We start from the raw sequence: 25,105 nt of genomic DNA, 5'->3' as shown, positions 1-25,105 counted from the left end.
CTGGGTTAGGTTTGTGAGATTGGGCAATATTGTCGGCGCGGATTTTTCCCACATGAACACTTCCAGAATCTGCAACGGTCCCATCAAAGCCGGATCGAAGCCTACGATGCCCAATGCGGCAGCTATTGTGCCAAGCTGAATGGTGTGGGTCGAATTCATGTCGGAATCATTGAATGCCCAGCCCCAGTAATTGTACGAGCCTGCGCCGGCCCACCAGTGCTGTTCGCCTGCGGCTACGCCGTTGCCCTCCGGGTCCACGATGAGCACGGAAACCTCATTGCCGTTGTTGTCGATGCGATACATATCATCTTGGGTCATGATCGCACTCGAGGGGCAAACAAAGATATTGGGGTCCGCCAGGTATTCGGGCATCAGCTGCGTGGTGTTCGGCATGGTGATGATGCCCGTCGTAGTATTTACGCATTGATGCATGCCCGTAGGCCATTTCTCTCCTTAGGATTCATTGGCGTACATTTTAAACACCAACCCGAATTGCTTCAGGTTGTTTGCGCAGCTCGCACGGCGGGCAGCTTCACGCGCGCGGGCCAGCGCGGGCAGCAGAATCGCCGCCAGGATGCCGATGATGGCAATAACCACCAACAGCTCGATCAATGTGAATCCTTGCCTCTTCATGATTTGTAACTCCTTAATCGTGATATTTGCTGAGCTCCGATCCACTCCTGCTCCAATAATGAAAATGCCTTAGAAAACCGGAACAACTTTGTCCGAGACAATCTCCTTTCCCCTACGTTATGCGTTTGCATCCGCCCCGTAGATCTTTCGCGATTCCGCGGGAAAGACCTCCCGGCGGATGCGCAACAAGGTTTCATGATAGTCCCATTCGCTGGAAAGGGGCCGCCATCCGTAAGCATCGCCGATAATCTGGCCGTTGCGCATCATCGCATTGAAGGGGTTGTCGATGCCGAGTTCCTGGCACGGCATCCAGCTCCACATGGCGGCTTTGCTGCTCTCCCCGAGGAGCCAGACCTGGTATGTGAACTCCTCGATACTCCGGCCGCCGTCAAAAACAACGTCGCCTTGAGCGATGGCATCTCTCACTATGCCATTCATGATGCTTACGGTGTGGTGCGCCGCTCTCCTCATCCGCCACAACGAGTCCTGGGAGGCCTTCTGGGTGATCGCCTCAGCGTTCATCAATTGGAAGATGCGGGTATCATCCGGATGGAGACGGGCAAATAACTGCGTCGCTTCGCCTATGGCGAGCATTCTTTCCCGGGTACGTCCCTGGAACCGGGCCGCCCGCTCGACAAGAGCGCCCTGCAGCCAGATACTCCGGTACGCCAGAGCGATGATGATTTCCTCTTTACAGGGGAAATGCTGATACACCGTGGCCTTCGCGCAGTCAACGGCCTGGGCGATGCGCGCCATCGTCAATCCGTGATATCCGCGACGCAGAAGTATGGTCCGAGCAGCATCGAGAAGTGCTACTCCCCGCTCCTGCATCTCGCGCTGTTTGGGTGACATAGTGGCCATGGACACATTTTACGACTATTCGTCAGTTTTGGCAATACCCTCAGCGAAATTCCTATTGTCCTCCTAAGTGACTGTAGCTCAACCTCTTAGTGCCCGTCGTCAGCTCTCATGGGTAACGCGTATACACATTTTCATAACTCTTTGTCGGGATTATAGAAGCCCAAAACAGGGAACATCTCTTTGAAATCGTGCCCCGAGCGATTCGGTAAAGGCTGCCCAAGTCACAGCGCATCAAACATGGGGCGCGGACGAATGGGGGCTCGGCGTATCCTGCGTTGCCCTTTTTGGTAGCTCCATGACTATCTGTCGATATATAGCCTGCAGCTAGCTCTAGAAACAGACGCTGTGAGATTCGAATGCTGGCCGGCGGGCGCTTTCCTGCAAATTCGTGATTGCATATTGCCCGCTGTTTATACACAATTTATGCGTGTGGGACAGGCAAGAAGAGTAGCATCCGTATGCGAGCGAGCATTTCCTGGCTGCGTTTCGGTGGGGCCCTGTGTGCAGTTTTGGGGGAGGGCGAATCCGGGTGATGAACGAGTCAGATCACGAGAGCCCAAATGGGACTCCCCCCAACGCAGCCGGTCTGTTGACGAACATGCCTTTTGCTTCGAATGCCGCCTTCGCTACTCAGCGCGGGCTGCTGGAGTCCATCCGCGACAGGCTCCTCGAGAGCCGGAGGCTCGCGATTACGGGGACGCCGTCGCGCCCCCGAACCCAATGTCAGACGGAGTTCGCTGTCGAAGTAGCCCATCTGTGCCGGGGAGATTTTGATAGTGTGTGGTGGATTCCCGGGGGGTGCGCAGCTGCCGTACCGGGGTTGTTCGCCTCGATTGCTTTTCCCCTTGACCTTCCGGAAGCGGAATCAGGCGTCCAGGATGTCATGACTGCTGCGGTGAGGAACCGTCTGGCACATGACTCGCGCTGTCTCCTGGTCTTCGATAGCGTCATCCATCCGCAAGCCGTCGATGCCCTTATCCCGGAGGACGCCGACGCCTGCGTGCTCATGACTTCCTACCAGGACAACTGGCCGGCTCCTGAGAACGCTGTGCCGATCCCGGATCTGCGTACCGACGAGTCCCACGCGTTTCTTGCTGCCCGCCTGGGCAAGATTTCGAACGCTGTTGACGAGGAATGCGCGTTTCATCTGGGGGGCGTCCCGCTTCTGCTCCACCTGTACGCGGGTTGCAGCCGGATTGCCCCATTGCGGAAGGAAGCGCTGCGGAGGGCATTGGTGCAGTTGAGCGAAGAACCTGCTTCCGTGGGGGGGGCCAACATAGGGTTCTGTCTTGACCATTTGCTGAAGGGTATCCTTGCCGCTTTCTGGGAAACCGAGAATCTGGCAGCCAGTCTGTTCGCTCTGTCGGGTTTTATGGGCCCCCAGCCCATTTATGCGAGCATGCTGCTCGACGGCGTCATGCATTTGCCGCAGCCGTTGAACCTCGGGCTCACCGACAAGAAGATTTTCCAGGCACTCGTAGACGTCATGTCCTCTGCGGGTCTTGCTCAGGCGGGACGCTCCGCTTTTGCGGTTCCGGCATTGTTGCAGGAACGGTTTGTGTCTGTGCTGCCCGCAGACAAGAAGCAGCCTTGGTGCGATGCTGCGCTGAGCTTTATGGCAAGCGTCTTTCCTTTCAAGGAAGAACACAAACAATTCGACGTTCTGTGCACCCGCCTGCTGGGGCATGCGTCGGCGGTGGCGACATGGGCGGAGCACCTAGGCTGTTCTCTGGACAACGCGGGGCGGCTTTTGAACCAGGTTGGTCTGTACCTTCGCGCGTGCGGCCAAGGCGAAGAGGCCATCAAGTACTACCTGCATGCTATTGCGTGCGGCGAGATGGTAGAAGGCGCTGACCACCCCAAGGTAGCTGTGCGCATCAACAATCTCGGGGTCGTGTACCGTGAAACCGGCCGGCTTGACGAGGCCCGCGAGGCGTTCCGCCGGGCGATCCGCATCATCAAAGACGCTTACGGCCCAGCCGATCACATGTTGGCCATGGCCATGCGCAACCTGGTGACTGTTGCCGAGGACAGCAAAGACGAGCGCGAGATGGAACGAACCTACCGGCGCGCCCTGCGCGTCTATGCGGACGCCCTGGGTCAAACCCATCCGTACGTGCACGAATGTCTCTACAGTCTTGGCCGTATCCTCGGCAAACGCGGGGATGGGAAGGGCGCCCGGCGATGTTTCGAGGAAGCCCTTCGTTGCGCGTTGTTGAGCAGCCCGCCGAATGAGAAAGCCATTGCACTGTATTCACGGAACCTCGGGCGCTCGCTTCTCCGCGCTGGAGAAGCAGGCGCCGCGCTCGAACACCTCCAGACCTGTGTCGCGCTGCAACGAAAACTGAACCATCCCGCCGGCGAACCTCTGGCCGAAAGCCTCTATGAATTGGGCAACGCCTATCGTATCGAGAGACGGTACCCGGAGGCGCGAAAATCTCTTGAAGAAGCGCTCATGATTTGCCGTGCGGCCTCGGCGAACAACCAGATGCAGGTACGGATCCTTGCTCAACTTGCTCGGGTCCTGAGCGCCCAGGGAGATCCCTTCGGAGCGGCGAAATGCTATGAGCAAATCTGCCGGATGCAGGAGGAAGCAGGAGGAGCCGAGAATCCGGAACTGGTTTCGAGCCTGATGGACTGTGGAGACGCTTTGGAGCTGTCGGGCAACCTTACAGGGGCACAAGCATGCTTTGTCCGCGCTCTTGAACTCGAACAGAAGCTGGCCACAAAGAAGGTCCGCATAGGTACGCTCCAGTATCGCACGGGCGCCGTCAATCGCGCTCTGGGCGACCACGAGAAGGCTCTGGAGGGGTTCAAGGCAGCCATGACGGCGGATATGCGCGAGCATGGGAGCCGCCACCCGGACGTTGCGCGCGACCTTCTCGGCATGGGGCTGGTGTATCGCGACATGGGAGACACAGCGCGCGCTGTGGGAAACGTCATGAAGTCATTGTCCATCTACGAGGAATGCCTGGGGAAATACCACGCGCAAACCATCGAAGCGCGCAGTACGCTCGAAGCCCTCGGGAGCGGCGAAGAAATCTAGAGCTCTCTGATGCGGGACGGCCCCGAATTGCTTACTCCTCGAGGCTGGGCGCGAACGTAGCGGGCAAGAAACGGCGCGCACAGGAGACCCGCCAGAATTTAAGGGGACCGTTCCTGCTTGAGGAAAGAGCATACGTCCCCGTGCGTTCCAAATGGGCAGGCGCGCCGCCGTTGAATGTGTGAAGGCACTGGCCCGTATCGGCATTCCAGAGTCTCAACGTGCCTTGGCGGCTTCCTGTAAACACGTGGGCCTTGTCGCGGGTAAAGGCCGCGGAATAGGCTTCCGTGACGTGCCCGTGAAGGGTGCGCAACGGTTCGCCGGAGTCGGTGTTCCACAACACGACGTGGCGGTCCCGGCTTGCGGTCACGGCGAGGCGGGCATCTTCGCTGAGGCATACGGCGTGAATCCGGTGCGTGTGGCCCTTCAGGGTACGCAGGCAGTTCGCTTCGCGGAGATTCCAGACTTTGGCGGTCGCGTCGCGGCCTCCCGACAGTGCATAGACTCCCGCGGCATCCAGCGCGACGGCATTCACTCCCGCGGTATGCCCCTCGAGAACGTTCATGCACTCACCCGTTTCCACTCGCCAGACGCGCACCGTGTGGTCTTGGCTCCCCGAGACCACCATGGTGACTTCCCTGTCGACAGCGACTCCGCGTACCGGCCCTCCGTGGCCTGAGAAAGATGCTATCAACGCGCAGTCAGGCAATTCCCAGAGCTTGACCATGCCGTCCGCGCCGCCGGAAACCAGTGTGCGGTTGTCATACGAGCAAGCGAGGGCAAAGACCCCGCCCGGGTGAGCTTCAAAGGTTTTTAGACATTCCCCGGCAAAGGGGTTCCAACATTCCACCGACCCGTCTTGTTTTCCTACAAGACCCAAGCGGCCGTCTTCCAGAAGGCAGATGGCCTTCACGGTGCGCGCATCTTGCCCGAATTCCGCGACCAGGCCCCGGGTATCTTCGAGGGCCTCTTTGGTCGCTCCAAGGGCCACGTCGATCTCGCGCATGTTCTGCGGAGAAACCTCGATGCGGTGCAGAATATCCGCGGCTACGCGGCAATCCCCCCATTCCAGCATGATCCGGGCAAGAAGATAACGGACCTTGGGACTTCTCTTTTTCTCTTCGAGCAGCTCCATCAGTGAACGTATGACGGCAATATCCGTGCAGCGACCCGTACGCCATTCATACAAGAGGTTGTTAAACCGCGATTCCAGATGGTCAGGGGTCAACGCGAGGGCCTGTTGCCAAAGGGTCTCTGCTTCTTGTTGCTTCCCAAGCTCGAAAAGTGAAATCGCGCGGTTATTCAGCACTCCCGCGGATGCCAACACGGGATGAGGATGCTCGCGCTCGTAGGGAACGCCGACGGTCCACTGGTAGACTTCCCGAAGGGCCTCGATCACGCTTTGCATGCTTCCGGGACGGTCTTGCGGTCTCTCGCGAAAACAATTCTTGAGAAGGTCGGCAAGAGGTTCTGGAATATGCGCGATCCGCGGCCGTTCGAGACGATTGGCGAGGTATTCTTCAAAGAGCTGCAGGAGCTCTTGGGAGTTCGACCATCTCGGGGTGCCCACGAACATCTCGAACAGGCTCGCACCCCATCCCCAAATATCGGCAAGATGGCTCGGCGGGGTATGCGGACCCTGTTCCGGCGCACTATACGGGGGGGTGCCTGAGGTGGGATAGAAACTAGGGCCGGCGTTGCTTCCGCCAAAGGCACGCATGAGACCGAAGTCCGTCACTTTTGCCTGGCCGTTCAGGGTCATCAGGATATTTCCAGGCTTCACATCCTGATGAATCAATCCCTGTTCATGGGCATGGTTCAAGCCCCATGCGACCTGCATGGCGACATCCAGAACTCGCTTCAACACTTCGCCCGAATCCCCGCGATACAGCAGGTTCTTACGGGCCCAATGGACCAGGGACCCGCCCGGCACAAACTCGAGAAACAGCCGCGGGATCCCTCCCAGACGGCGGACATAGTGACACCGAACCACGTTTGGATGGGGTGTAAGCCCCACCCATGTCTCGCATTCGCGCTCGAAATCGCGTTGCCAATCGTTTCTGAGCACCAAGTCTGGCTTGGGTGTTTTTAGAGCGAGATCAATCCCCCACCCTTTGTGATGAACGCGGTGCACATAGGCCATGCCGCCCCGGCCAATGAGTTCCCGCACCTCATAGGTCGCCATGAAACGGTCACCGGGTTTCAGGTCGGCAGGCACCTCGTCGTCGCTGTAGTGGCGTGTAACCTTGGGAGGGGAAACCGGTGACACGAGTTCATGCGCGAGATAGACGAGACCGTCGCAGGCGGGACACCGGAGCGTTCGTCCCAAGTCATCATCGTGGACCTCCAGAATGTGCCCACATCCACATTCGATGCGGTGGGTGTCTTCGGTTGCTGGGATATCTTCGGCAAACGGTTCTGTTTGGTCGTTATTCATGAGAATATGTCGAATGCTCCGGCTGAGGGCAGCAACCGGGTGTCCCCGGCACCAGGCGGCGAGTGCTCCTTGCCTATTCCCAACGTCCCTTTTGTCTATCCCCTCCTTGCTGAGCTGGCGGCCGGGGAAAACTGCCCTAATCCCTTAGCACAGTAATTCAACGCCTTCCACGAGTCAAGCGGCGCATTCCAACGCAGGGACACGCTCGATTCAGAGGCCGATGTCCGAGACCTCCTATTTCAGGTATTGCTTGATATCGAGATGGACGAACGGCCGCAGGTAGGCCTCGGTCTCGTCTTTGGCATACGAGACCCACAACTCGAGGGAGGTTGCGTCATACACGACATCAAGCACATTCCCTCCCTTGATGGGGATGCTGCATGCCATTTTGATCATATCTTCCGCCGTAATCTCGTCGTACCTTTCCTTGATCATGGGAAAAGCGCCGCGGCCTTCGTCCTGGTAGACCACATGTTCCATGATGTTCGGGGCAAGTTCGTCTGTCGGATCGTTGTCTTTCCAGATCCTCAGATTGGGCGCGTGGGCAAGCATTTTGACCGCACACATGTTCTTACCATCGCCAACAACATAATGGTAGCGCTTGATACGCTTCGCGGACTTGAACATGGCCACGGCCTCATCGAGGTTCTTGGCGTCATACATGACTCTGCGGAACAGCGTCGTGAAATGTTCTCCGTTCACGTCATAGGGATACTCGCTGGAAGGCGAGTCTCCCATCTCAGCAAGGGCAATGCCTGCCGTGCTCAGGCCCGTATTCGAACCGATATACCCGGCAAAGCTGACATTGACATGGGCGATCCCGGCGGAGGGCCGGTAAATGACGATGCACGGGAACTTGTGAGCGCCGACCTGCATATCCCAATCCAGATTGCGCGTTTGATACAGGTGTCCATCTTTGGTGGCTGGGCCCCAGGCGGCGATGCTGCTGCACGAGTATTCGGAGACTACCGGAAGCATGTGGGCGCGCTGGATCAGCTCAAGGGGGATTCCAGCTCCCTCCGCCAGCCCCTTCATTTCCTCTTTGAAGCGCGGGTCGGTGTGGGGTGCGACCGCCTCCCAGGCGGCGTCCAACTGGGCGTCCGAGTACTTTTCTGGCTCGCCCGTCTGACACACGGCGACGAATTGTTGCAAGAGGGCTTTGGAAGCGTCCGCGGTCAGTTCCCCGAGACTCTTCCCCATTTCGAACGGACTGCCTGAGACCACTATGACGGGGATCTCCACATCCCCCTGGGTAATGGAAGCCTTGTAGCCCTCCCCCTCGGCGACAACCCCCGGGAATGTCATGAGAACGGCCAAGATGAAAAAGGAAAGTCGGTTCCGCATTGCGAGCTCCTTTCATTGGCGCCGCGGCTTCGAGACGTGGATGCTCGGGAAGGCGCGGCCCTCGTCTTCTCCCAGTCGAATCGGCTCCTTATCGTACCAACGGCAGCGCATCCGGCCCGGCGCGAGAACACCATGAATAAACGCTGGGGCGCTTTGTTCTCACGATACCGAGGCACAAACCGCGGCCATCATTTTCCCCCGGTTGAATGCCGCAACATGCTCGACTATCCAGTCACGCATCTCCTTTCCTGCTTCCGTATGCTGTGGGTAGGACATAAACTCGAGTTCGATTCCGAGTTGTTGCGCGATTCGCGAAGCCATGACAGGCCAGACGGCGCCGATGTCGGCCGTAATGGGCAAACTCCCCTCCAAGCGCGCGAAACCCGACATTTCCATCCGAAACGGCGTCTTGAACAGCTTCGTCTTCGGCAAACCCTTGTCAATAGCCTCCTGCACCGCCGAATTCCCGCGTTCCGACTGCCACACCGTTTCGAGGGCCGGGTCCAGGTCAATCCGGACAAGCGTTTTGCCTTCGAGAGAGTACGTACTGTGGCCCCCCCAACTTGCCCAGAGACCATGGCCCGTATACGTCTCGAACGGGCCGTCGTGAACCTCCTGGGTCAGCGCGACGGCGGACTCGATGATGACATCGGCGGATTCGAGCATCGCCGCAAGACGCTTTGCCCGCTCGGTAATGGTGATGGTATCCCCTATGGCCAGTCCCACTGCGCCCCCTCCGACCAATTGCGGGATGGTGACAACAACGGGAAGACCCCGCGCCGCGCCGGCGCCGAGCATGGTACGAGGATCCGCGCCCAAACCGGCGGTTTCCTCGAAAGACCTCCGATGCGACTGCGCTAAGGCCTGAACATCGCGCGCGATTCGCTCGATGTAAAGGCCCATGGGATACCCAAGATTGCCGGCAGCCTTTATGATGGTTGTGCCGGGGGCAGCGTCAAGCCGCTCCCACAAGTTGTCGTCGAACGGAACCAGATTCCGGATCGCGTCCAGAGCCTCCCGAGACAAGACGGTTTGCTCGAAATGGCCTCCACGAGGAAGCAGGCTCGGTTCGATGCCCAGACTTGCCCCGTCAACCCGCTTCACGCGGTCCAGCACACCGCCGAGTTCATGAGCTATGACCGCGGAACTCGTTGAGACGCCGTCAACGATTCCCACGCGCATCAACTCGGCAACAAGCGTGGTGACCCCCTCATGGACATTCGGACCGCTTCCCGTCACCACAATCACTTTGCCGCCCCGCTGTTTCGCGTCGACCACAGCCTTCACGGCGGCGTCTATTCGCTCAATGACTTTGGACGGAAGGATCCTCTCGCATTCCCGCAGGCATTTCGGATTTGGTTCCATGGCTCCGCACCCTCCGGCACACGTCCGGCAGAAAAGAACCCCACGTCGACCTCTCACGCGTGACCATGCGGTAACAATGCCATTATCCCGCTGGGATATCCGTAACGCAATGGCGCCCCGAGCAGGAATCGAACCTGCGTTTAAGCCTTAGGAGGGCTTCGTTCTATCCACTGAACTATCGGGGCCTGTGTTAACCGGTCTTAGGGAAAGTTCCGGGAAGCGATCGTACGACAAATCCGCGCAGGGAATCAAAAGGGCGTGCCGCACTTTCCGTACTTGTCGCGTACTGTGGAAGCGAGCCATTTGACGCGGCGTCGCGGCGCCGCGCAGAAGCGCTCATCATAGTCTGGGCACGAGTTTTGAGGTGATAAGGTTCATCTTGGCCAGGCGAAAGGTCAGGGCCGTCAGGAGGCATCCACACCCATATTTGAGGCTTCGGCGGAAGTCAATTGATGATGCGTCCGGGAAATACTTCGTCGGACAGGTGATTTCGGCGATCTGGACCCCCAAACTCAGTATTTGCGCCAGCACCTGGTTGTCAAAAACAAAATCATCGGAATTGTTTTCGATAGGGAGCCGTTCGAGGATATCTCTCGAAAACGCCCTGTAGCCGGTATGGTATTCGGAGAGTTTTGCGCCAAGAAGAATGTTCTCAATAAGGGTAAGAATCCGGTTGGATACATACTTCCAGAGCGGCATGCCTCCCCTGACCGCGTAGCCCCCAAGTATCCTGGAACCGAGCACGCACCGATAGAGTCCGTTGGCAATCAGTGCGACCATTGCGGGAATCAGCTTGGGCGTGTACTGGTAGTCCGGATGAACCATGATGATCACGTCAGCGCCTTCTTGCAGTGCAAGCTTGTAGCAGGTCTTCTGATTCGCCCCGTAACCGCGGTTGGCATCGTGGGTGAAGACCTTTGCGTTCGCCAACGTCCTGGCGATGGCGGTAGTTTCGTCCTGGCTGGCGTCATCGACCACGATCACCAGGTCCACCACCCCCTGTTCGACCACCTCATTGTACGTTTCGCGCAAGGTGCGGGCTGCGTTGTATGCGGGCATGACCACCACCACCTTTTTGTCACGATACATCTGGACCTCCGGAGGTTTTATTGCTGGCCCGTCTTGGTGTTCAGAAGCGCCTCCGCTTCGCGTGCCGGAAGGAGGTCCGGTTGGAGTTGGAGCGCCTCCCTGTACAACGGCAGAGCTTCATCGCGCCTTCCCACGTGCTCGAGGGCAGTCGCCAAGTTGAACATCGACCAGGCATCGTCCGGCCTTGCCTTCAGGGCCGCCCGGTACTCGTCGATGACTTCCTCGAATATCTTTGCCGCCTCTTCGGTTTTGCCCATCTTCTCAAGGATGGTGCCCATCGTGTACCGCACATCGGGGCGGCCGGGGACCAAACCGTCGATTTCCTCATAGCACTCGTACGCCGCGGCAAACTTGCCTTGGGCCAGCCGGGCTTTCCCGAGGTCTTGAAGGATCAGCGGGGAGTCTGGAAACACTCGATGAGCCTCAGCGAAGCAGTTCTCGGCCTCGCCGAACCGGCCCTGTTCAGACAAGCATGTACCGAGCAGGTAGTTGGCAAAGAAGTTGTCCTTCGTGACTCTGATGGTGTGCCGTAAGATTGTTTCGCTGTCCCGCCAGTGTTCGAGTTGAAACCGCGTGCCAATGGCAAGGGCAGCCAACAGGACAATGCCGCAGGCCGTGAGCGCCGGTTTGCCGAGGTGTGTCTTGGCCAGAGGAGCCACCCCCCACACAAGCATGATGAAAAGCCCGATCGATGGGATGTAGCTATACCGGTCCGCCATGGCCTGCATGCCCACTTGGATAATGCCAATCACCGGGACGAGGGTGCCAAGGTACCAGAGCCAACCCACGATGAAATGCGGCCGCCGCGAGGCTTGCCACAAGACAATCGCCGTGACCGTGGCAATGATCAGCGTTGAGCCGAGGAACTGCCACAGCGGCAGCGATGTCTCCGGGTGCGGATAAATGAGGGCGTAGTCGGTGAGCCACACGAGCTTGACAATATAGGCCACATACGAAACCAGGGCGTTCGCGATTCGGGCTTCCACCGGCAAGAGGTTTGCTCTTTCCGTCGCGCCCTGGGCGTGCTGCACCAGGAGCGTCACAACGGCCGCTGCCAGCGACAAGGCGAAAAGGGGCAGCTTCTCCGTGATCAGTGCGAGGAACTTGTCGGACGGCGATTCGCCGGGCTGAGTCTGGTGAAACCGCCCCAAGGGCCAGTAATCCAGCAGAAGCAGGGTGAACGGCACTGTAACAAGCATGGGTTTTGCCGTCAGGCCAAGCGCGCAGAGCGCGATCACCGCCCCTTTCCGCGGCAGACTGGGAGCGCGGGTGTAGTGAACATAGGCCAGCGTCGTCAGGAACCACAAACAGGCGCTCAGTACGTCTTTGCGCTCGGCGATCCAGGCCACCGACTCGACGTGCATCGGATGCAGCGCGAAAAGGGCTGCGACGAACGCGCTGGCCCACATGGATTCCGTAAGCCGGAACAGCAGCACAAACAACAGCACCGCCGCGGCAGCATGGAGGAGGATATTGGTGAAATGGTGGCCCCAGGGATTCAGGCCGTACAGCTCGACGTCGAGCATGTGGGAGAGTACGGTCAGGGGATGCCAGTTCCACGCCACTGAAGCCGTGAGCGCCCACCGCAGGCCGTCGGGTGTGATGCCCTGCTGGACGTACGCGTTCCGGGTCACGTACAGGTTGTCATCAAATTGCTCAATAAAATCATGCCTCAGCGCTGGCCAATACACGGCCAGCGTCAGCAGGAACAAGCCCGTCCCAATCAGGATTGCCCCCGCAAACGGTCCCTGCGCCGTGGGAGACACCCCGGATTCCTCACGTGCACGGCCAGTCCGTTGTCGACGCGCCACGGCTATTACCCCTCTTCGTAGGCTTCCGATTGCCTCTGGGTTTGCGGTTTCCGGAGAACCAGGTCACATTGGCCTGCCTATCAGAGCCGAAACCCGGCGTTGCAGCTCGCATTGATCGCCTTCATGCACGTCTCTTTGCTTGCTGTCATCCTGGTCTTTGGATATCGCATTGTCCGCGCGGAAGCATACTAGATCAGGGGGTACATTTTCAGCCATTCTTGATGAGAGGGCTACATGCGAGGACACGAATTGGAATCTCCCAAACGGCGCGAAACACCTGGCGCCAGACCTGCCAGGATGCTTCATGTCCTGGGCGTCTCTTGAGTGGCGCGAACGTGAGCATTGCTCGCGCTTCCCGGGCCCGGAGGCGGGGCTGCGGAGGGCTCAGGGAGTGCTTCGCGATGCCGGCCGCAACTGGAGGAGTTCCTGAACTTCCGCGAGGCCCTTGCGGAACTCCGTTTCTCTGTCTGCCACCGTCCAATCGGAAGCATGGAGGATGAGCATATTCTCGGCATCATATCTGCAGATGAATGACTGCCCGTCCAGGGTGAAGGTTCCCGGGAGCTTGCCGAACGGGTATGAGCACAGTTCACGGCCATCCTTGACGGCATGAATTGCCACTCCGGGCGTCCGGACGACGGCAAACCGTTCGCCGTCAGGGTGGAAGATGACTTGCCGGGCGCTCCCACTCTTGACGCGATACACTTCGCGCTGGGCTTCGAAATCCCAGAGGACCGGCTCGATACTCAGTCCCACCACGAGCATCTTGGTATTATCGGGCGAGAAGGAAGCATGCCACGGCCAGTTCAGCCGGTCGATGGTCCCCACAAGCTCGGTCCCCGTAGCAGCGTCCCAGATGCGCAATGAGATATCGCCGGGAACAGAAGGCGACCCGTAGGTCCCGGTGAGAAGCCACCGATCATCCGGGCTGAATTGGACCATGTTACAGGCGCCGGGATGTCCTGAGACCGTGTAGATGCGTTCGCCGGAGGCCGCATCCACGACCCATGCGCAATTGACGCCAGCGTCGCTGACTCCTTTCGTGGACGCTCTCCCGATAGCCAAACGCGCTCCTGACGCTGAGAATGCGCAGCATTTCATGTAGTATTCGTGTTCCGAGGGAATGGCTAACAACTTCTCTTTCGTATCAATATCCCAGACGGCAACTTCATCAGGTGTCGCGGTGGCCACGCGCTCGTCGTCAGGACTGAACGCGACGCAAAGGATCTTTCGTCCGCCGATTCGCCAAGACGCTTCGCGCCTGAATGACGGCACCTGCCAAAGAACCAGGTTTTCTCCGCCGGCTACTGAAGCCATGCGCGTGCCGCGTGCATTGTAGGCATACACGGGCTGGGCGCCGAGGACTTCTTTCATTTCAATCGACGAGGATTCGCCGGTTTCCAGAGTAAAGGGGATGGTCTCCATGTCGCGGATGCGTGTTGCATCCCAGATGTCAAAACAGCCGTATCGGCCGTCCGAGATAGCGAGGAACGCCTTGCTATTCGGACTGAACATCAGGGACCGGACGGAATGGGGCGTCTCGTAGCGTTTGCGGCCCGCGGCGACGTCCCAAAGTTGCAGCGAGGGGCCCGCCGCCGCCAATAACGTACCGTCGGGGCTCAATGCCAGGTCCCCAATTTGTCCAAAATCCTCCTGAATGGTGTTCAGGCGGGTAATGGACTCCATCTGCCAGACTTCGAGATTCCCGGAAGGGTTCCGCATGACGGCGATGCCGCTCTCGGGTGCAAATGCGGCGACCGCAGTGCATGCGCCAACATTGGTTCTTTCCCCAGATTCCACATCGAGCACGCCGAGCTGGTTGTCGAGAATGACGACGCGGCGTCCGTCTCTGAAGAAGCCCAGAAGCTGGCCGGCTTGTCTGGAGAGGAACCGGTCCCAACGGCCGCCATCTTCCCGGGCGTAATACGAGGGGTCCTGGATGGGGGCCAAGTCAAAACGCCTGAGTTCCTTTCCCGAGGCGGTGTCCCAAAGAACAATCCCATGCCAAGGGCTCTGGTCGACAACAAGCCCTGCGGCACGCGAGCCGTCGGGGGTGAAGGACAGGTACCGAATCTCGCTGCTTCCGGCGTCAAATACCGCCAGGGACGCATCGTCGGCGATACGGCGAAGTTTCACCCGATGGGAGTCGAGCGTCGTTGTGAAAGCAGTTCCGTCAGGAAGGAAGCGGCAGGTTTCGATCCATCCAAGGCGCGCGCTTGGGAGTTCGGATTCACGCGCCACGTAAACGTTTTTCGCCTCGAGAAGGTCATAGATGTGATAGAGTCCACTGAAGAACCGCTTATTCAGCACGTAGCGTCCGTCGGGGCTGAAAACCACGCGCCCATTCATTCCGTAGGTGTCTTCCGGGACATCTTCGTCGCCAAGATGCCACAATTCGGGCTGGCAGGCGCGCTTGAGCAACCCCCACTCCCAGTTTCGGTGTTGGGCGGGGCATTTGTCGAGAAGCTGCGACGCGGTCTCGTACTGCCGGTCCGTCATGTGCTTCTGTGCGGCCGTGAGACTGACGGCATAATTCTCCCAAAGAAGGCGTTCGTTGGCGGCTTCGGCGGCCATTCTCTGTTCACGCTCGCGGCGATGGGCCACCGTAAGCCGGAAGTGATAGACTCCGGCGATTGTCAGCAAGATGATGCAGGCAATTCCGGCTGTGGCAACCGCGGCTTTATGGCGCCCGATGAAACGCCGCAAGTGGTCCGCGAAGGAGTATGTATATGCCTGAACCAGGGCTCCGGAAAGAAACCGCTCGACTTCATCAGCAAGTTCTTTTGCGGACTGGTACCGTTTGGCTGGGTCCCGGGCCATGGCGCGCTTGCAGATTGCGGCCAATTCCGCCGGTGTCTCGGGGGCAAGGTCCGGGACCGGCACGGGCTCTTCCTGGCGCACCTTCCGAAGGATGTCAGCGGTGGAGCCCCCCTCGTATGGCGCCCGCCCCGTAAGAATGGAATAGAGCACGGCCCCCAAGCCGTAGACGTCGGAGCGCTCATTGACCTGTTCGAGATCGCCCGCTGCCTGCTCGGGAGGCATGTAGACGGGCGTACCGACTATGTGGCCGTAGCCCGTCTTGGCGAGATCGACATCCTCTCCCAGGTTCAGCATGCGAATGGTTTCGGCCAGACCGTCTGCATGAACATCTTCGCGGTCTTTCACTTTGGCCACGCCCCAATCGATCACAACGGTCTCGCCGAACTCGCCGACCAGGACGTTTGCCGGCTTGATGTCCCGGTGTATAACGCCCCGGCTGTGCGCATAAGCGATCGCCTGACAGAGGTCGGCAAACTGGCTTATCATGCCGAGACGCTGCCCCAGAGATTGTGCTTCCCGAATAACCCTGGAAAGAGGACTTCCCCGAACCAGCTTCATTGTGTAGTACAACGTTCCGTCCGCCCTGCGTCCCAACTCGTAAACAGGCACGATAGACGGGTGCTGGAGCTGACCCGTGAGCCGGGCTTCCTGGATGAAACGGGCCAGGTACTGCATGGATAAGCGCATAGGGCTTGCCGCCGTCGCGTCTGCGTCGCCGATTCCGGCCGGCAGGAGTTCCTTGAGAGCGATATCCCGGCCCAGGGACTCGTCATGAACGAGCAAGACGCGCCCCATGCCGCCTCGTCCGTATTCGCTGACATGTGTGTAACGGCCAGGCGCCTCAAAGACTGCCGCAAGCGAGGCTGTCTGCGGAGAAGGCTCTGGAAACAACGGTGGGGCGGGTTTCGTGACGCCATCGGTATCGGTCAGGAGAAGCGCGCCTCCAAACGACTCATTCACTTGCTCTGTTCCGCCGAAAGTCTGCAGCGTGGCGGCTGTATCCCCTTCGTGCGCGCGGATAGCTTCGTCAACGAGCCGGTCTATGAGCTCACGGAGCTGTTCAGAAAGCGCGCCGCCCTGAACAAGACGGTCGGCGACGCTGCGGGAAGGGTCGGTGGCCCATGCCCCGGCGACGTCCATCAGCTGAGCCTGGGTCACCTTGCCGAGTTGAACCGCGAAGATCCCAAACAGAAAATTGCGATCACGTTGCATACATGCCACCTGTCTCTATTCTACTACCCTAGAGTATGCTGAAACAAATGCGAACCGCGTGTGGCTCTCGGCGCGTCACGATAGCATGAAGTCTGGGGCACTTGGGCTTATCTACCCCGTCCTGCAATAGCTGCGACACATGCTCCTTAAGAGTAAGTTTCCCTGGGAATTCATCGCCGCCGTGTTGAACGTTGCTTGTCTCTTTGTTACGCTCGTTCGTATTCCTGGTTGAAGGGGGTAATCATGGCAGTTCCACTTCTAGACCTGCGGGCGCAGTACCGGCGCATAAAAGGTGAAATTGATGTCCTAGTGGCCGAGGTTTTTGAATCACAGCAGTTTATCGGAGGCCCAAAAGTGGAGGCTCTCGAGCGGGCCGTGGCGCAATACACCGGTGCGCCGTACGCCGTGGGCGTGGCATCGGGCACGGATGCGCTGCTGCTGCTGTTGAAGGCGGCCGGCGCCGGCCCGGGCACAGAGGTTATCACAACACCGTTTACGTTTTTTGCTACCGCGGGAGCCATTTTCAATGCGGGGGCCCGCCCTGTGTTCGTGGACATAGATCCCAGAACCTTCAATATTGATGCGAGTCGAATCGAGGACCAGATAACCGCACGCACGCGGGCCATTCTCCCTGTTCATCTCTTTGGACAGTGTGCCGACATGGATCACATTCTCGACCTGGCCAGAAAATACAATCTGCGTGTGATTGAGGATGCGGCTCAGTCGATTGGGGCGCGATACAAGGACCGCCCGGCGTGTACCATGGGGGACGCAGGGGCTCTAAGCTTCTTCCCGAGCAAGAATCTCGGGGGCGCCGGGGACGGCGGCATGGTGGTAACCCGGGATGCGGGCCTGGAGGCGCGAGTGCGATTGCTGCGCAATCATGGCGCGTCCGAAACCTATTTTCATCAAATCGTGGGGACGAACAGCCGTCTGGATGCACTGCAGGCGGGGGTTCTGCTCGTTAAACTGTCCCACCTCAACCAATGGTGCGAGGAACGCCGGGCAAATGCCGCGTATTACGAGCAGAAGTTCGCGGAAGTGCCTGAAGTGGTCACGCCGTACGCATCTCCCGACTGCCGCCATGTATACAATCAGTACGTTATTCGCCTTCCGAAACGTGACGATGCACGCAAGTTCCTTGCGGAACATGGGATAGGATGCGCGGTTTATTATCCCTGCCCGTTGCACCGCCAGACGTGTTTTCTGGACTTGGGCTATGATGCGGCGGCTTTTCCCAACTCATGCATGGCGTGCGAACAGGTTCTCGCACTGCCGGTGTATCCGGAATTGACCCGCGAGCAGCAGGACGAAGTTGTGGAGACGGTGAAGGGCCACCTCGCGCGTCTCTAGAGCCGCACCTCGCCTGCGCCCGCTACGGGATGATTCACGACAACGCTTTCACCTACTCGAGCGGCGGGAATGGCGGCGGCTACGCCCGCAAGCGCGGCGTATTCGGGAGAGGCAATCGTGCGCCGGAGCTTCTCCGCAACCTCTTCGGCTTCGGTTCTAGGGCATAATGCGAGGGCTGACCCTGCAAGGCCGGCGCCAGTCAGGCAAGCGCCATACGCCCCCGCATCGATGGCGGCGTCAACCAGCTTGTCGAGGGCGGGCGTACTTGCGCCGTAGACTCCCGGGCAGTTCTCGATGGGGATCCTATCGCGGGCCAGACGTGCGATGGCACCATCGCTCGTGTCAAAGACATAGGGGCGGCCATCAGCCCGCAGACGGCGGTCGCCATCATGCCCGATCCGCATCAGATCACCGGTTCTTGGCCAATCTCCGGACCCAACGGCATCCGGAAAAACACGGGCGCGTTCCGATTCCGCTATGCCGAAAAGCAGTGGCCCCCGCATGTGAAACAGGCCAGGCCGTTCGCTTTCGGGCACGTTTCCAAAGTACTGGGCATATAGAGCGTCGACATCCGGGATGTCGTAACGGCTGCGTAAGGCGGCGAGCTCGATTGTCTCCGGAATCTGGAGGAGCACGCGATACAGCAATTCGAGACCGCCGTAGGCCTCCAATGCGCCGGGGCTCAGGGCGGGAAGCCGGTCTATTGTCTTGACGCTTTCGCTTCTCATGCCCAAAACGGCGAGTTCGTGTCTGCAGACGTGCAGGGCCATGCTGTAGACGAAGCGGTTTCGGGTGTAGTCGATGAGCTGTTTGCCGCTCAGACTGCGCTGGGTTTGAGAATCGGCCACAAGCACAGCCACATCTTGAGGCAATTCGTACAGGCGTTTCGAGGAAATATCAAGGCGCTCGGGTCGAAGCGCGATGTTGACACAGCGGCTCGGCGTTCCGAGAACAATGGCCGCTTGATCGCTGACGCCGCAACGGGAGCCCGCATACCATTCCCCGTCACGCGCGGCCAGAATCAGTTCCTCAGGCGATAGTACTTTTCCAGCCCACCGGGAGAATGCCAGTACCATACTGGCGCACAGGGCGGCCGATGAACTCAACGCGGCCCCTTGCGGCAGATTACCCCCTACAGCCAGACACAGTTCGGGAAGTCTGTAAGATCCCAGCGTGTGCTGGACGTTCAGTGCGCACCCTTCGACGTAGTTCTGCCAGGAGCCTGCGGTCTTCTGGACGCGGTTTCGCACCCACGGAGAAGCAATCACCTGCCTCCACGGGGCGCCAAGACCGCATCGTTCCGAGAGTTCCCGGATACAAAACGAGGCCTCGGGGAAGACGGGGTCTATGTTTATGGCTGTCGTGAAGGGCTCGTTTGAGGTGGACGCCACAACCACAATTTCGCGCTGATGGGTCATGAGGTTAAGGAATCCGCCGTGGGTGTCGACATGCATTCCCCGCAGGTTTATGCGCCCCGGACTCCGGAACAGCCGGATCTCCCGGTCACCGAAGCGTTCAAGAAACCGGCGGAGCGTCTCACGCCACAGCCGGAGGGAGCCTTGAAGAACGGCGGCGTCATTACCGTAGACCGGCAACAGGCCATTCGGACAGTTTGCCAGGTGCTCCAACCATTTTGATGCCGTCAAAATCGCTGTCCCTCCGCGATTGCATGCCATTTTCGGGAAGCGTTCCTGCGCGCCGTGCTTGTTGCCGGTTTCCCTTGCGCAGCGTCGGGGCGGCGCAATGCTAGTTTGAGTAGCTGGTCTTCAGCCCGTAATCCTTGTGCAACCGATCAAGTTCGGCCACCAGTTCGGGCTGAGGTCCCAGCCGGGTCATTTCGCCAATGAGGTAATAGACTTTCCGCAGCGCCCAATCCTTGGCAATACTCGCGTCGCCGGTTTGTGCTTCTTCGAGGTCGGCCTTGAAGATGACCTCCTTGTTACGGTCACCGGCCAAGCCGGTCAGGCGCATCGCGAAATCCTTGTTCTTCGCGGGGTCGTACCGGCCGTACACGGTGACGCCCTGGCCTTTGAAGAAATCCGGAAGCTCCTTGGGAAAGACGCTCTCTTCCACTATCCGGCCGTAGTCGGCCTGGCAATCCACCAGAACGGGATCATTGACGGTGTTGAAGAACTGCGGCAGATCGCTGAGCATAGCGTCCCATGTGGCGCTGACAAACGAATATCCCTTGTTTCGAAACGCAAGAAGGTCCAGCAGATATTGGTTCACCGTATTGCCGCCCCCGTAAGCGAGAACGGTGTTTCGAGGCGCATTCTTGTCAGTGACCGCATTGATGATGTCACGGCTGTCGAGCATGCCCGCGGAGGGGCGCCCGTCGGTTACGATAAAGACGACCCCTGGCACCCCCTTCCGCGGTTCCCTCTCGACCACAGGGCCGATGGCACTGTACACATCCGTCTTCCCGTACGAGCGCAAACCCTGCACGAAGCGCACCGCGGCCTGCTTTTCCTCGGGGGTAGCATTAACGAATCCGCGCTCGAGACCTGCAGCCGTATCTCGGAATACGACAATATTGAACCGGTCCTCGGGACGCAGCCGGTTCAACGCCTCGCGCAGGCCTTTAACCGTATTGTCGAGCTTGGGCTGGGCGATACTGCTTGAAGCGTCGACAACAAAGGTCACGTCCTTCGGAAGGACGTCCATTGACTGGCCTGCTTTAGGGACAATACTCAGCCTGAAATAGCCGATAGGATCCTTCTGGCTGCGGTACGTCGCGATTTGGATGTCGACGAGCTCATCGAGAAACTCGTATTTCTCTTTAGCTTCGGCAGTGGCTTTGGCGATTTCTTCGCGGCGGCCGATATCGGTCACTTCCGGCAGTTCCGCGAGTTTTTCCTCCGGAGGTTCGAGCGGCCCTTCCGGGACAGGTACTTGCTCCTTTTCAGGCTCATTCGGGGCTGCTCCCGCAGCTCCCGGGCCAATCCGATCGCCAGCTCCTCCGAACCCGCCGCCCGGGTTGAGAGGGTCTAACGTCAACAGTTCCTCTGGGAGGTCCGCCCCCTGCGTGCGCATAACAGGGAATTCGTTCTCCTCCAGGATGCGCATGGGACTGGGCTGCACGTGGCGGCGGGCGATTTGAATATCTTGTCGTGCGGTTTCTTCGGAGATTTCGATAATGCGGGCGTCCACCTTCTTGAGGATCGCTTCATCGAGCTGCAGATCGTGGGTCCTGTTTAAGGGCTCCGCCGCCACGCGCTGAGCAAGATTGGGAACGCTGACATCTTGGCCAATACGTGATTCGGAGGGGGGCAGTTCCTCCCTTTCACGTGTCAGCAGTTCCTCAATGGAACCAGGCCGGGTCGCCAGTTCCTGGGTCGGCTCGGGCACTTCTTCCCGGGCGAGTGGAGGAACATCTTCAGCCACCCGGACCCGGAATCGCTGAACCATCTGCGGGGCCGGAGCATTGATTTGAAACACAGGCACCCGGGGAGCCAGCGCTATGAGCGATGCATGCATGAGCACCGATATGATGATGCTCAAGAGCAAGAGTGTCCTTCGGCGTAGCATGGTACGAAACTGATTATCCTAGCGCGGCAAGACGCTCCCGCGCCTTTGCTGCCTGTTCGGATTCCGGGAATTCCTCTACCGTTTCGGTATACGCTTTCTTGGCCTGTTCGAGTGCGTTGGCCTTCTCATAACATTGGCCGGCCCGCCAGAGCGATTCCGGCGACAACTCTTCGTGAAGGAACAGAATGGCCACTCGCATATAGCTGCGTGCCGCCGCATCAAACTCGCCCTTGGCCTCTTGGATTTCACCGATGCGGAACCGTGCCTGCGCCGCCGTATCGCCTGTGTTTGTGTTTGCAGCCTGTTGATACATCTCGAAGGCCTTGTCCATTTGATTCATTGCCTCAAGCAACTTGCCCATGCGAAAATAGGATTCGACGGCCTCGGTGCTCTGCGGCGCCTGCGCAACGATGCCCTGATACAGTTGCAGGGCTTCTTCGGTCTTGCCGGCCAGTTCCCGGCACTCGGCTATCTTGAAGCGGACACGGTTGGGGCTCGCGTAATCGGGCATAGCCTGCAGAAGAGCCTGCAACACCGTGGTTGCTTCATCGTATTTTTTCGCGTTGAACAGCTCATTTGCGGTCCAAAGATACGTCTGTTCATTCAGTTCGGCGGTGGGAAATTCGGTTACCACACGATAGAAGATGTCCGTGGCCGTTGCGTAATCTTTGGTCTCGTACCGGGCGAGCGCCAACCCTTTCAATGCCCGGCCGGCATACGGCCCCTTGGGGTCGATTTCATAGGCTTTGGAGTAAGAATCGATGGCCTTGACGGAGTCGTTGCCTTCACGGACAAGGTAGTCCGCAATACGCAAGTGGGCCTCAGCGACATGCGGCCCGGCCGGGAATGCTTCGAGAATCTGGGCGAACGTGTCGGCGCTCTCCTTAAACTTCTGCATATTGTGGTAGGTGATCGCCGTTCGATAGAGCATCTCTTCCCGAACCGAGGGCTCGGTGGCCGTATCAAGGATCTGCTTGTACTTATCGATGGCCTCACCAAATGAGGCCTGCAGGAATTCCTTATCGGCGATCCGCAACATAGCCTGCTCGGTCAAGACATGCTCGGGGTAGGTCTTGGCAAATTGCTCGAATATCCCGGCCGCCTCCTGGTCCCGGCCGAGCGCCTCCAGAACCTCCCCCTGTTTAAACAAGGCTTCTGGGCCAAATTCGCTGTCCTTATATTTCTCGGCAATCAACCGGTACAGGTCGAAGGCATCTTCGTAATTCTTCTGCTTCGTCAAGAGACCGGCCAAAAGAAATGAGGCCTCTCCGGCAAATTGTGACTGGGGGTTAGCATCCAGGAACTGCTCGATCTCCGCGCGAGCAGTCTCTTCATCGCCCTTCAGGAAAAGCGACCAGGCAATCTTGTAATGGGCGCGATGAGCAAACTCCGAATCGGGAAATTTATCGCGGATCTCTTTGTATACCGCGATGGCGTCATCGTACTTCTCGAGAAACTGGAGACAATTGGCTTCGAGATACTTCATCCCCACGATTTCAGGAGATTCCGGATTAGCGGTCATAAACGCCTTGGCCGCATCAATTGCCTCGGCGCATTTGCCCCCGTGGTACAGGGTCCAAGCATACCCATACGCCGCCTTCCGGGCGTAGGGGGTCTCGGGGAAATCGGCCTGAAGTTTTTGGTATGCAGCGATCGCAGGTTCATACCATCCGAGCTGGTCATAGGTCTCAGCGGCGCGAAACTGGCTTTCTGCCCGAAGCGAATTGTCAGCATTCGAAGATGCGACCTCCGCGAATTCTGAGGCGGCCTTCTCGAACGCGTTCTGAGCGACATAGACAAATGCGAGTTGATATCGCGCAAAGGGGGCCAGGGGGTTATCTGGAAACGTTTCCGCGAGCGTGGTGAATGCCGCAGCGGATTTCGGCAAATCCTTTTTCTGATAGTATAGCTTTCCCAGATAATACAGGGCGCCCGCCCGTACCTCCGGCGAGGCGGCTTCCCCCGTGAGTCCGGTCAGTGCGGCCTCGGCCTGGTCCGGCTGGTCGAGATGATAATGTAGTTCACCCTTGCGCAACAGCGCGCGATTAGACTCTTCGCCTTGAGGGGCCTTCGCCAGATACTGTTCGTATACTTTCAGGGCATCTTCGTACTTTTTCAGGGCATACTCGGATTCCCCAAGGCGATACAGCGCCGTAGTGACACTCTGACCTTCCGGATAGCTTTCGAGATACGCGCGGTACTCGGCGGCCGCTTCTTCAAAGAACCCTCTGCGGAAAAAGCCGTTGGCGATGTCGATTTGGGCCTGTTCGGCATCCTGGGCAGCGCTCGAGAAGGCAACCAATGCCAGCAGGGCGAACGTGCCCCCCGTTCTCATGACATGTGCAATGGATATGCTCACGAACTCCCTTCGGGCTCCTCTGGCAGCGCTGCAAACGAAACGTTGTCAATATCGGCGTTCTTGCAGCAATTGAGAATCGCAATTGCACGGCCCAGCATGGCGCTCTTGTCTCCGCGGATAATAATGGAGCCTCCGGGAAACAGCTCGGCTACACGGTCCAAAACGCCCTGCAATTGTTCCAACGTCAGCTCGCGATCATTCACGATGATCTTGCCGTCGCTGGTCAGATTGATGAAGATCTCGCCCTGAGAGCGATTGTCCATCTGGGCCTGGCTTGCCGTCGGCAGCTTAACATCGATCTCGCTCTCCATCGCCGTATACACGGTCGTCGTCATGAAATAGAGAAGAGTAATGAACACGATGTCGATAAGCGGAGCAAGTTGCACGCCCTCAAGTTCTTCGCTGACTCGATTGCCAAATTTCATAGACCCTCTCCCCGGGAGAGCGCCTCCACCACTTCGCTCGCCTGAGCCTCAACTTCCGCGATTATCTTCACAACGCGCCCCCGGAAATAGTAATACGCCATGAGAGCGGGAATGGCGAGCATCAAACCGGCCGCCGTAGTAATCATGGCCTGCGAAACGCTGTACGCCATGGTGAGGCTGCGGCTCTGCGCGTCATCAAAAGCGATAGCGCCAAACGCGCGCATCATGCCCCATACCGTTCCGAAAAGTCCCAGCAGAGGCGCGATAACGCCAACGTTGTTTATGTAAGAAATGCGTTGCCACAATGCCGCGGCGCCGCGTTCGCCCTCGCTTTCCATGGCCTCTTGAATCACGTAACGGTCATGACCGGCCATTTTCAGGCCCGATTTAATGACATTTGCGAGCAACTCGTCGCGTCCGTCGCACATCTGATAGGCGCCCCGAAGGTCGCCAGCGCGGATTTGGCTCAGGGTGCGTTTCAATAGATTCTGAGGAACTTCCCGGGCGGGCGTGATGGTGAAGAAGTAATAAATGACCATGACGCACGTGACCACGCTCAATCCCATAATGATGTAGAGGATCCAGCCCCCTTCCCGCATCATCACGGCAAGTGTGAGCTGCTGTGGCTCAGCTGTATCCTGTACGGGGGATACGGCAATCTCCTCTGTCGCCGGAGGTTCGGGGTCCTGTGCCTCGGCGGTCAGCGCCGCACACAAAACGACCCCCAATAAGACTCCTGCCGCAAGCAAACTCCACCTCATCGTGACAGATGCTCCTTTCCAGAGTTGTGCACACGAAGCTCGAGCTTCGCGCTGCATAGGATTT

General features: G+C 58.7%; 14 protein-coding genes, 1 tRNA gene and 1 pseudogene. 2 read left to right on the top strand and 14 right to left on the bottom strand.

The window, feature by feature from the left end:
- Nucleotides 1-321: 321 nt before the first annotated feature.
- Nucleotides 322-633, bottom strand: a pseudogene (locus PLJ71_11375) (prepilin-type N-terminal cleavage/methylation domain-containing protein).
- Nucleotides 634-750: 117 nt separating this feature from the next.
- Nucleotides 751-1,494: a TetR/AcrR family transcriptional regulator gene (locus PLJ71_11370; GenBank protein HQM49275.1), complete on the bottom strand. Its 744-nt coding sequence runs from the start codon at nucleotides 1,492-1,494 to the stop codon at nucleotides 751-753.
- A gap of 532 nt (nucleotides 1,495-2,026) precedes the next feature.
- Here PLJ71_11370 and PLJ71_11365 point away from each other — a divergent pair.
- Entirely contained in the window at nucleotides 2,027-4,540 is a 2,514-nt protein-coding gene (locus PLJ71_11365; GenBank protein ID HQM49274.1) for a tetratricopeptide repeat protein, read from the top strand.
- Between the two features lie 31 nt (nucleotides 4,541-4,571).
- Here the strand turns inward: PLJ71_11365 and PLJ71_11360 are convergent, their stop codons facing one another.
- From PLJ71_11360 to PLJ71_11330, 7 genes are all read right to left on the bottom strand, one after another.
- The gene (locus tag PLJ71_11360) at nucleotides 4,572-6,974 is read right to left on the bottom strand and encodes a protein kinase (GenBank protein HQM49273.1); all 2,403 of its coding nucleotides are present in this window, start codon (nucleotides 6,972-6,974) and stop codon (nucleotides 4,572-4,574) included.
- 234 nt (nucleotides 6,975-7,208) lie between these two features.
- A complete protein-coding gene (locus PLJ71_11355; GenBank protein HQM49272.1) occupies nucleotides 7,209-8,318 on the bottom strand; it encodes a C45 family autoproteolytic acyltransferase/hydrolase in 1,110 nt (369 codons plus the stop codon).
- A gap of 159 nt (nucleotides 8,319-8,477) precedes the next feature.
- Entirely contained in the window at nucleotides 8,478-9,683 is a 1,206-nt protein-coding gene (locus PLJ71_11350; GenBank protein HQM49271.1) for a hypothetical protein, read from the bottom strand.
- A gap of 110 nt (nucleotides 9,684-9,793) precedes the next feature.
- Nucleotides 9,794-9,868, bottom strand: a tRNA-Arg gene (locus PLJ71_11345).
- A gap of 154 nt (nucleotides 9,869-10,022) precedes the next feature.
- Complete coding sequence (locus PLJ71_11340) at nucleotides 10,023-10,772, bottom strand: glycosyltransferase family 2 protein (GenBank protein ID HQM49270.1); 750 nt, start codon at nucleotides 10,770-10,772, stop codon at nucleotides 10,023-10,025.
- 17 nt (nucleotides 10,773-10,789) lie between these two features.
- Nucleotides 10,790-12,538, bottom strand: a complete 1,749-nt coding sequence (locus tag PLJ71_11335; GenBank protein ID HQM49269.1) for a tetratricopeptide repeat protein — start codon at nucleotides 12,536-12,538, stop codon at nucleotides 10,790-10,792.
- 429 nt (nucleotides 12,539-12,967) lie between these two features.
- Nucleotides 12,968-16,615 (bottom strand): WD40 repeat domain-containing serine/threonine-protein kinase, encoded by a 3,648-nt coding sequence (locus tag PLJ71_11330; GenBank protein HQM49268.1) that lies wholly within the window; start codon nucleotides 16,613-16,615, stop codon nucleotides 12,968-12,970.
- Nucleotides 16,616-16,858: 243 nt separating this feature from the next.
- On the opposite strand from PLJ71_11330, the gene PLJ71_11325 reads away from it, so the two are divergent.
- On the top strand, nucleotides 16,859-17,968 hold the full coding sequence (locus PLJ71_11325; GenBank protein HQM49267.1) for a DegT/DnrJ/EryC1/StrS family aminotransferase: 1,110 nt from the start codon (nucleotides 16,859-16,861) through the stop codon (nucleotides 17,966-17,968).
- On the opposite strand, the gene PLJ71_11320 is transcribed toward PLJ71_11325, so the two are convergent.
- The 5 genes from PLJ71_11320 to PLJ71_11300 form a co-directional block, all read right to left on the bottom strand.
- Nucleotides 17,965-19,614, bottom strand: coding sequence for a galactokinase family protein (locus tag PLJ71_11320; GenBank protein ID HQM49266.1), 1,650 nt, complete (start codon nucleotides 19,612-19,614; stop codon nucleotides 17,965-17,967). The two genes, PLJ71_11325 and PLJ71_11320, sit on opposite strands and share 4 nt — an antisense overlap.
- A gap of 100 nt (nucleotides 19,615-19,714) precedes the next feature.
- The gene (locus tag PLJ71_11315; GenBank protein HQM49265.1) at nucleotides 19,715-21,469 is read right to left on the bottom strand and encodes a VWA domain-containing protein; all 1,755 of its coding nucleotides are present in this window, start codon (nucleotides 21,467-21,469) and stop codon (nucleotides 19,715-19,717) included.
- 40 nt (nucleotides 21,470-21,509) lie between these two features.
- Nucleotides 21,510-23,855, bottom strand: a complete 2,346-nt coding sequence (locus PLJ71_11310; GenBank protein HQM49264.1) for a tetratricopeptide repeat protein — start codon at nucleotides 23,853-23,855, stop codon at nucleotides 21,510-21,512.
- Entirely contained in the window at nucleotides 23,852-24,280 is a 429-nt protein-coding gene (locus PLJ71_11305; GenBank protein HQM49263.1) for a biopolymer transporter ExbD, read from the bottom strand. Before PLJ71_11305 ends, PLJ71_11310 begins: the two co-directional genes overlap by 4 nt.
- Nucleotides 24,277-25,041, bottom strand: coding sequence for a MotA/TolQ/ExbB proton channel family protein (locus PLJ71_11300; GenBank protein HQM49262.1), 765 nt, complete (start codon nucleotides 25,039-25,041; stop codon nucleotides 24,277-24,279). The genes PLJ71_11305 and PLJ71_11300 overlap by 4 nt, the downstream gene beginning before the upstream one ends.
- Between the last annotated feature and the right edge of the window lie 64 nt (nucleotides 25,042-25,105).

This window comes from Candidatus Hydrogenedentota bacterium (assembly GCA_035416745.1).
Lineage (GTDB): Bacteria > Hydrogenedentota > Hydrogenedentia > Hydrogenedentales > SLHB01 > UBA2224.
This window is presented reverse-complemented; position numbering and strand designations above follow the sequence as displayed.

Coding starts and splice junctions, on each gene's coding strand:
- PLJ71_11330 (HQM49268.1), bottom strand. CDS start 16,615: ATGCAACGTGATCGCAATTTTCTGTTTGGGATCTTCGCGGTTCAACTC.
- PLJ71_11340 (HQM49270.1), bottom strand. CDS start 10,772: ATGTATCGTGACAAAAAGGTGGTGGTGGTCATGCCCGCATACAACGCA.
- PLJ71_11325 (HQM49267.1), top strand. CDS start 16,859: ATGGCAGTTCCACTTCTAGACCTGCGGGCGCAGTACCGGCGCATAAAA.
- PLJ71_11300 (HQM49262.1), bottom strand. CDS start 25,041: ATGAGGTGGAGTTTGCTTGCGGCAGGAGTCTTATTGGGGGTCGTTTTG.
- PLJ71_11365 (HQM49274.1), top strand. CDS start 2,027: ATGAACGAGTCAGATCACGAGAGCCCAAATGGGACTCCCCCCAACGCA.
- PLJ71_11360 (HQM49273.1), bottom strand. CDS start 6,974: ATGAATAACGACCAAACAGAACCGTTTGCCGAAGATATCCCAGCAACC.
- PLJ71_11355 (HQM49272.1), bottom strand. CDS start 8,318: ATGCGGAACCGACTTTCCTTTTTCATCTTGGCCGTTCTCATGACATTC.
- PLJ71_11350 (HQM49271.1), bottom strand. CDS start 9,683: ATGGAACCAAATCCGAAATGCCTGCGGGAATGCGAGAGGATCCTTCCG.
- PLJ71_11305 (HQM49263.1), bottom strand. CDS start 24,280: ATGAAATTTGGCAATCGAGTCAGCGAAGAACTTGAGGGCGTGCAACTT.
- PLJ71_11370 (HQM49275.1), bottom strand. CDS start 1,494: ATGGCCACTATGTCACCCAAACAGCGCGAGATGCAGGAGCGGGGAGTA.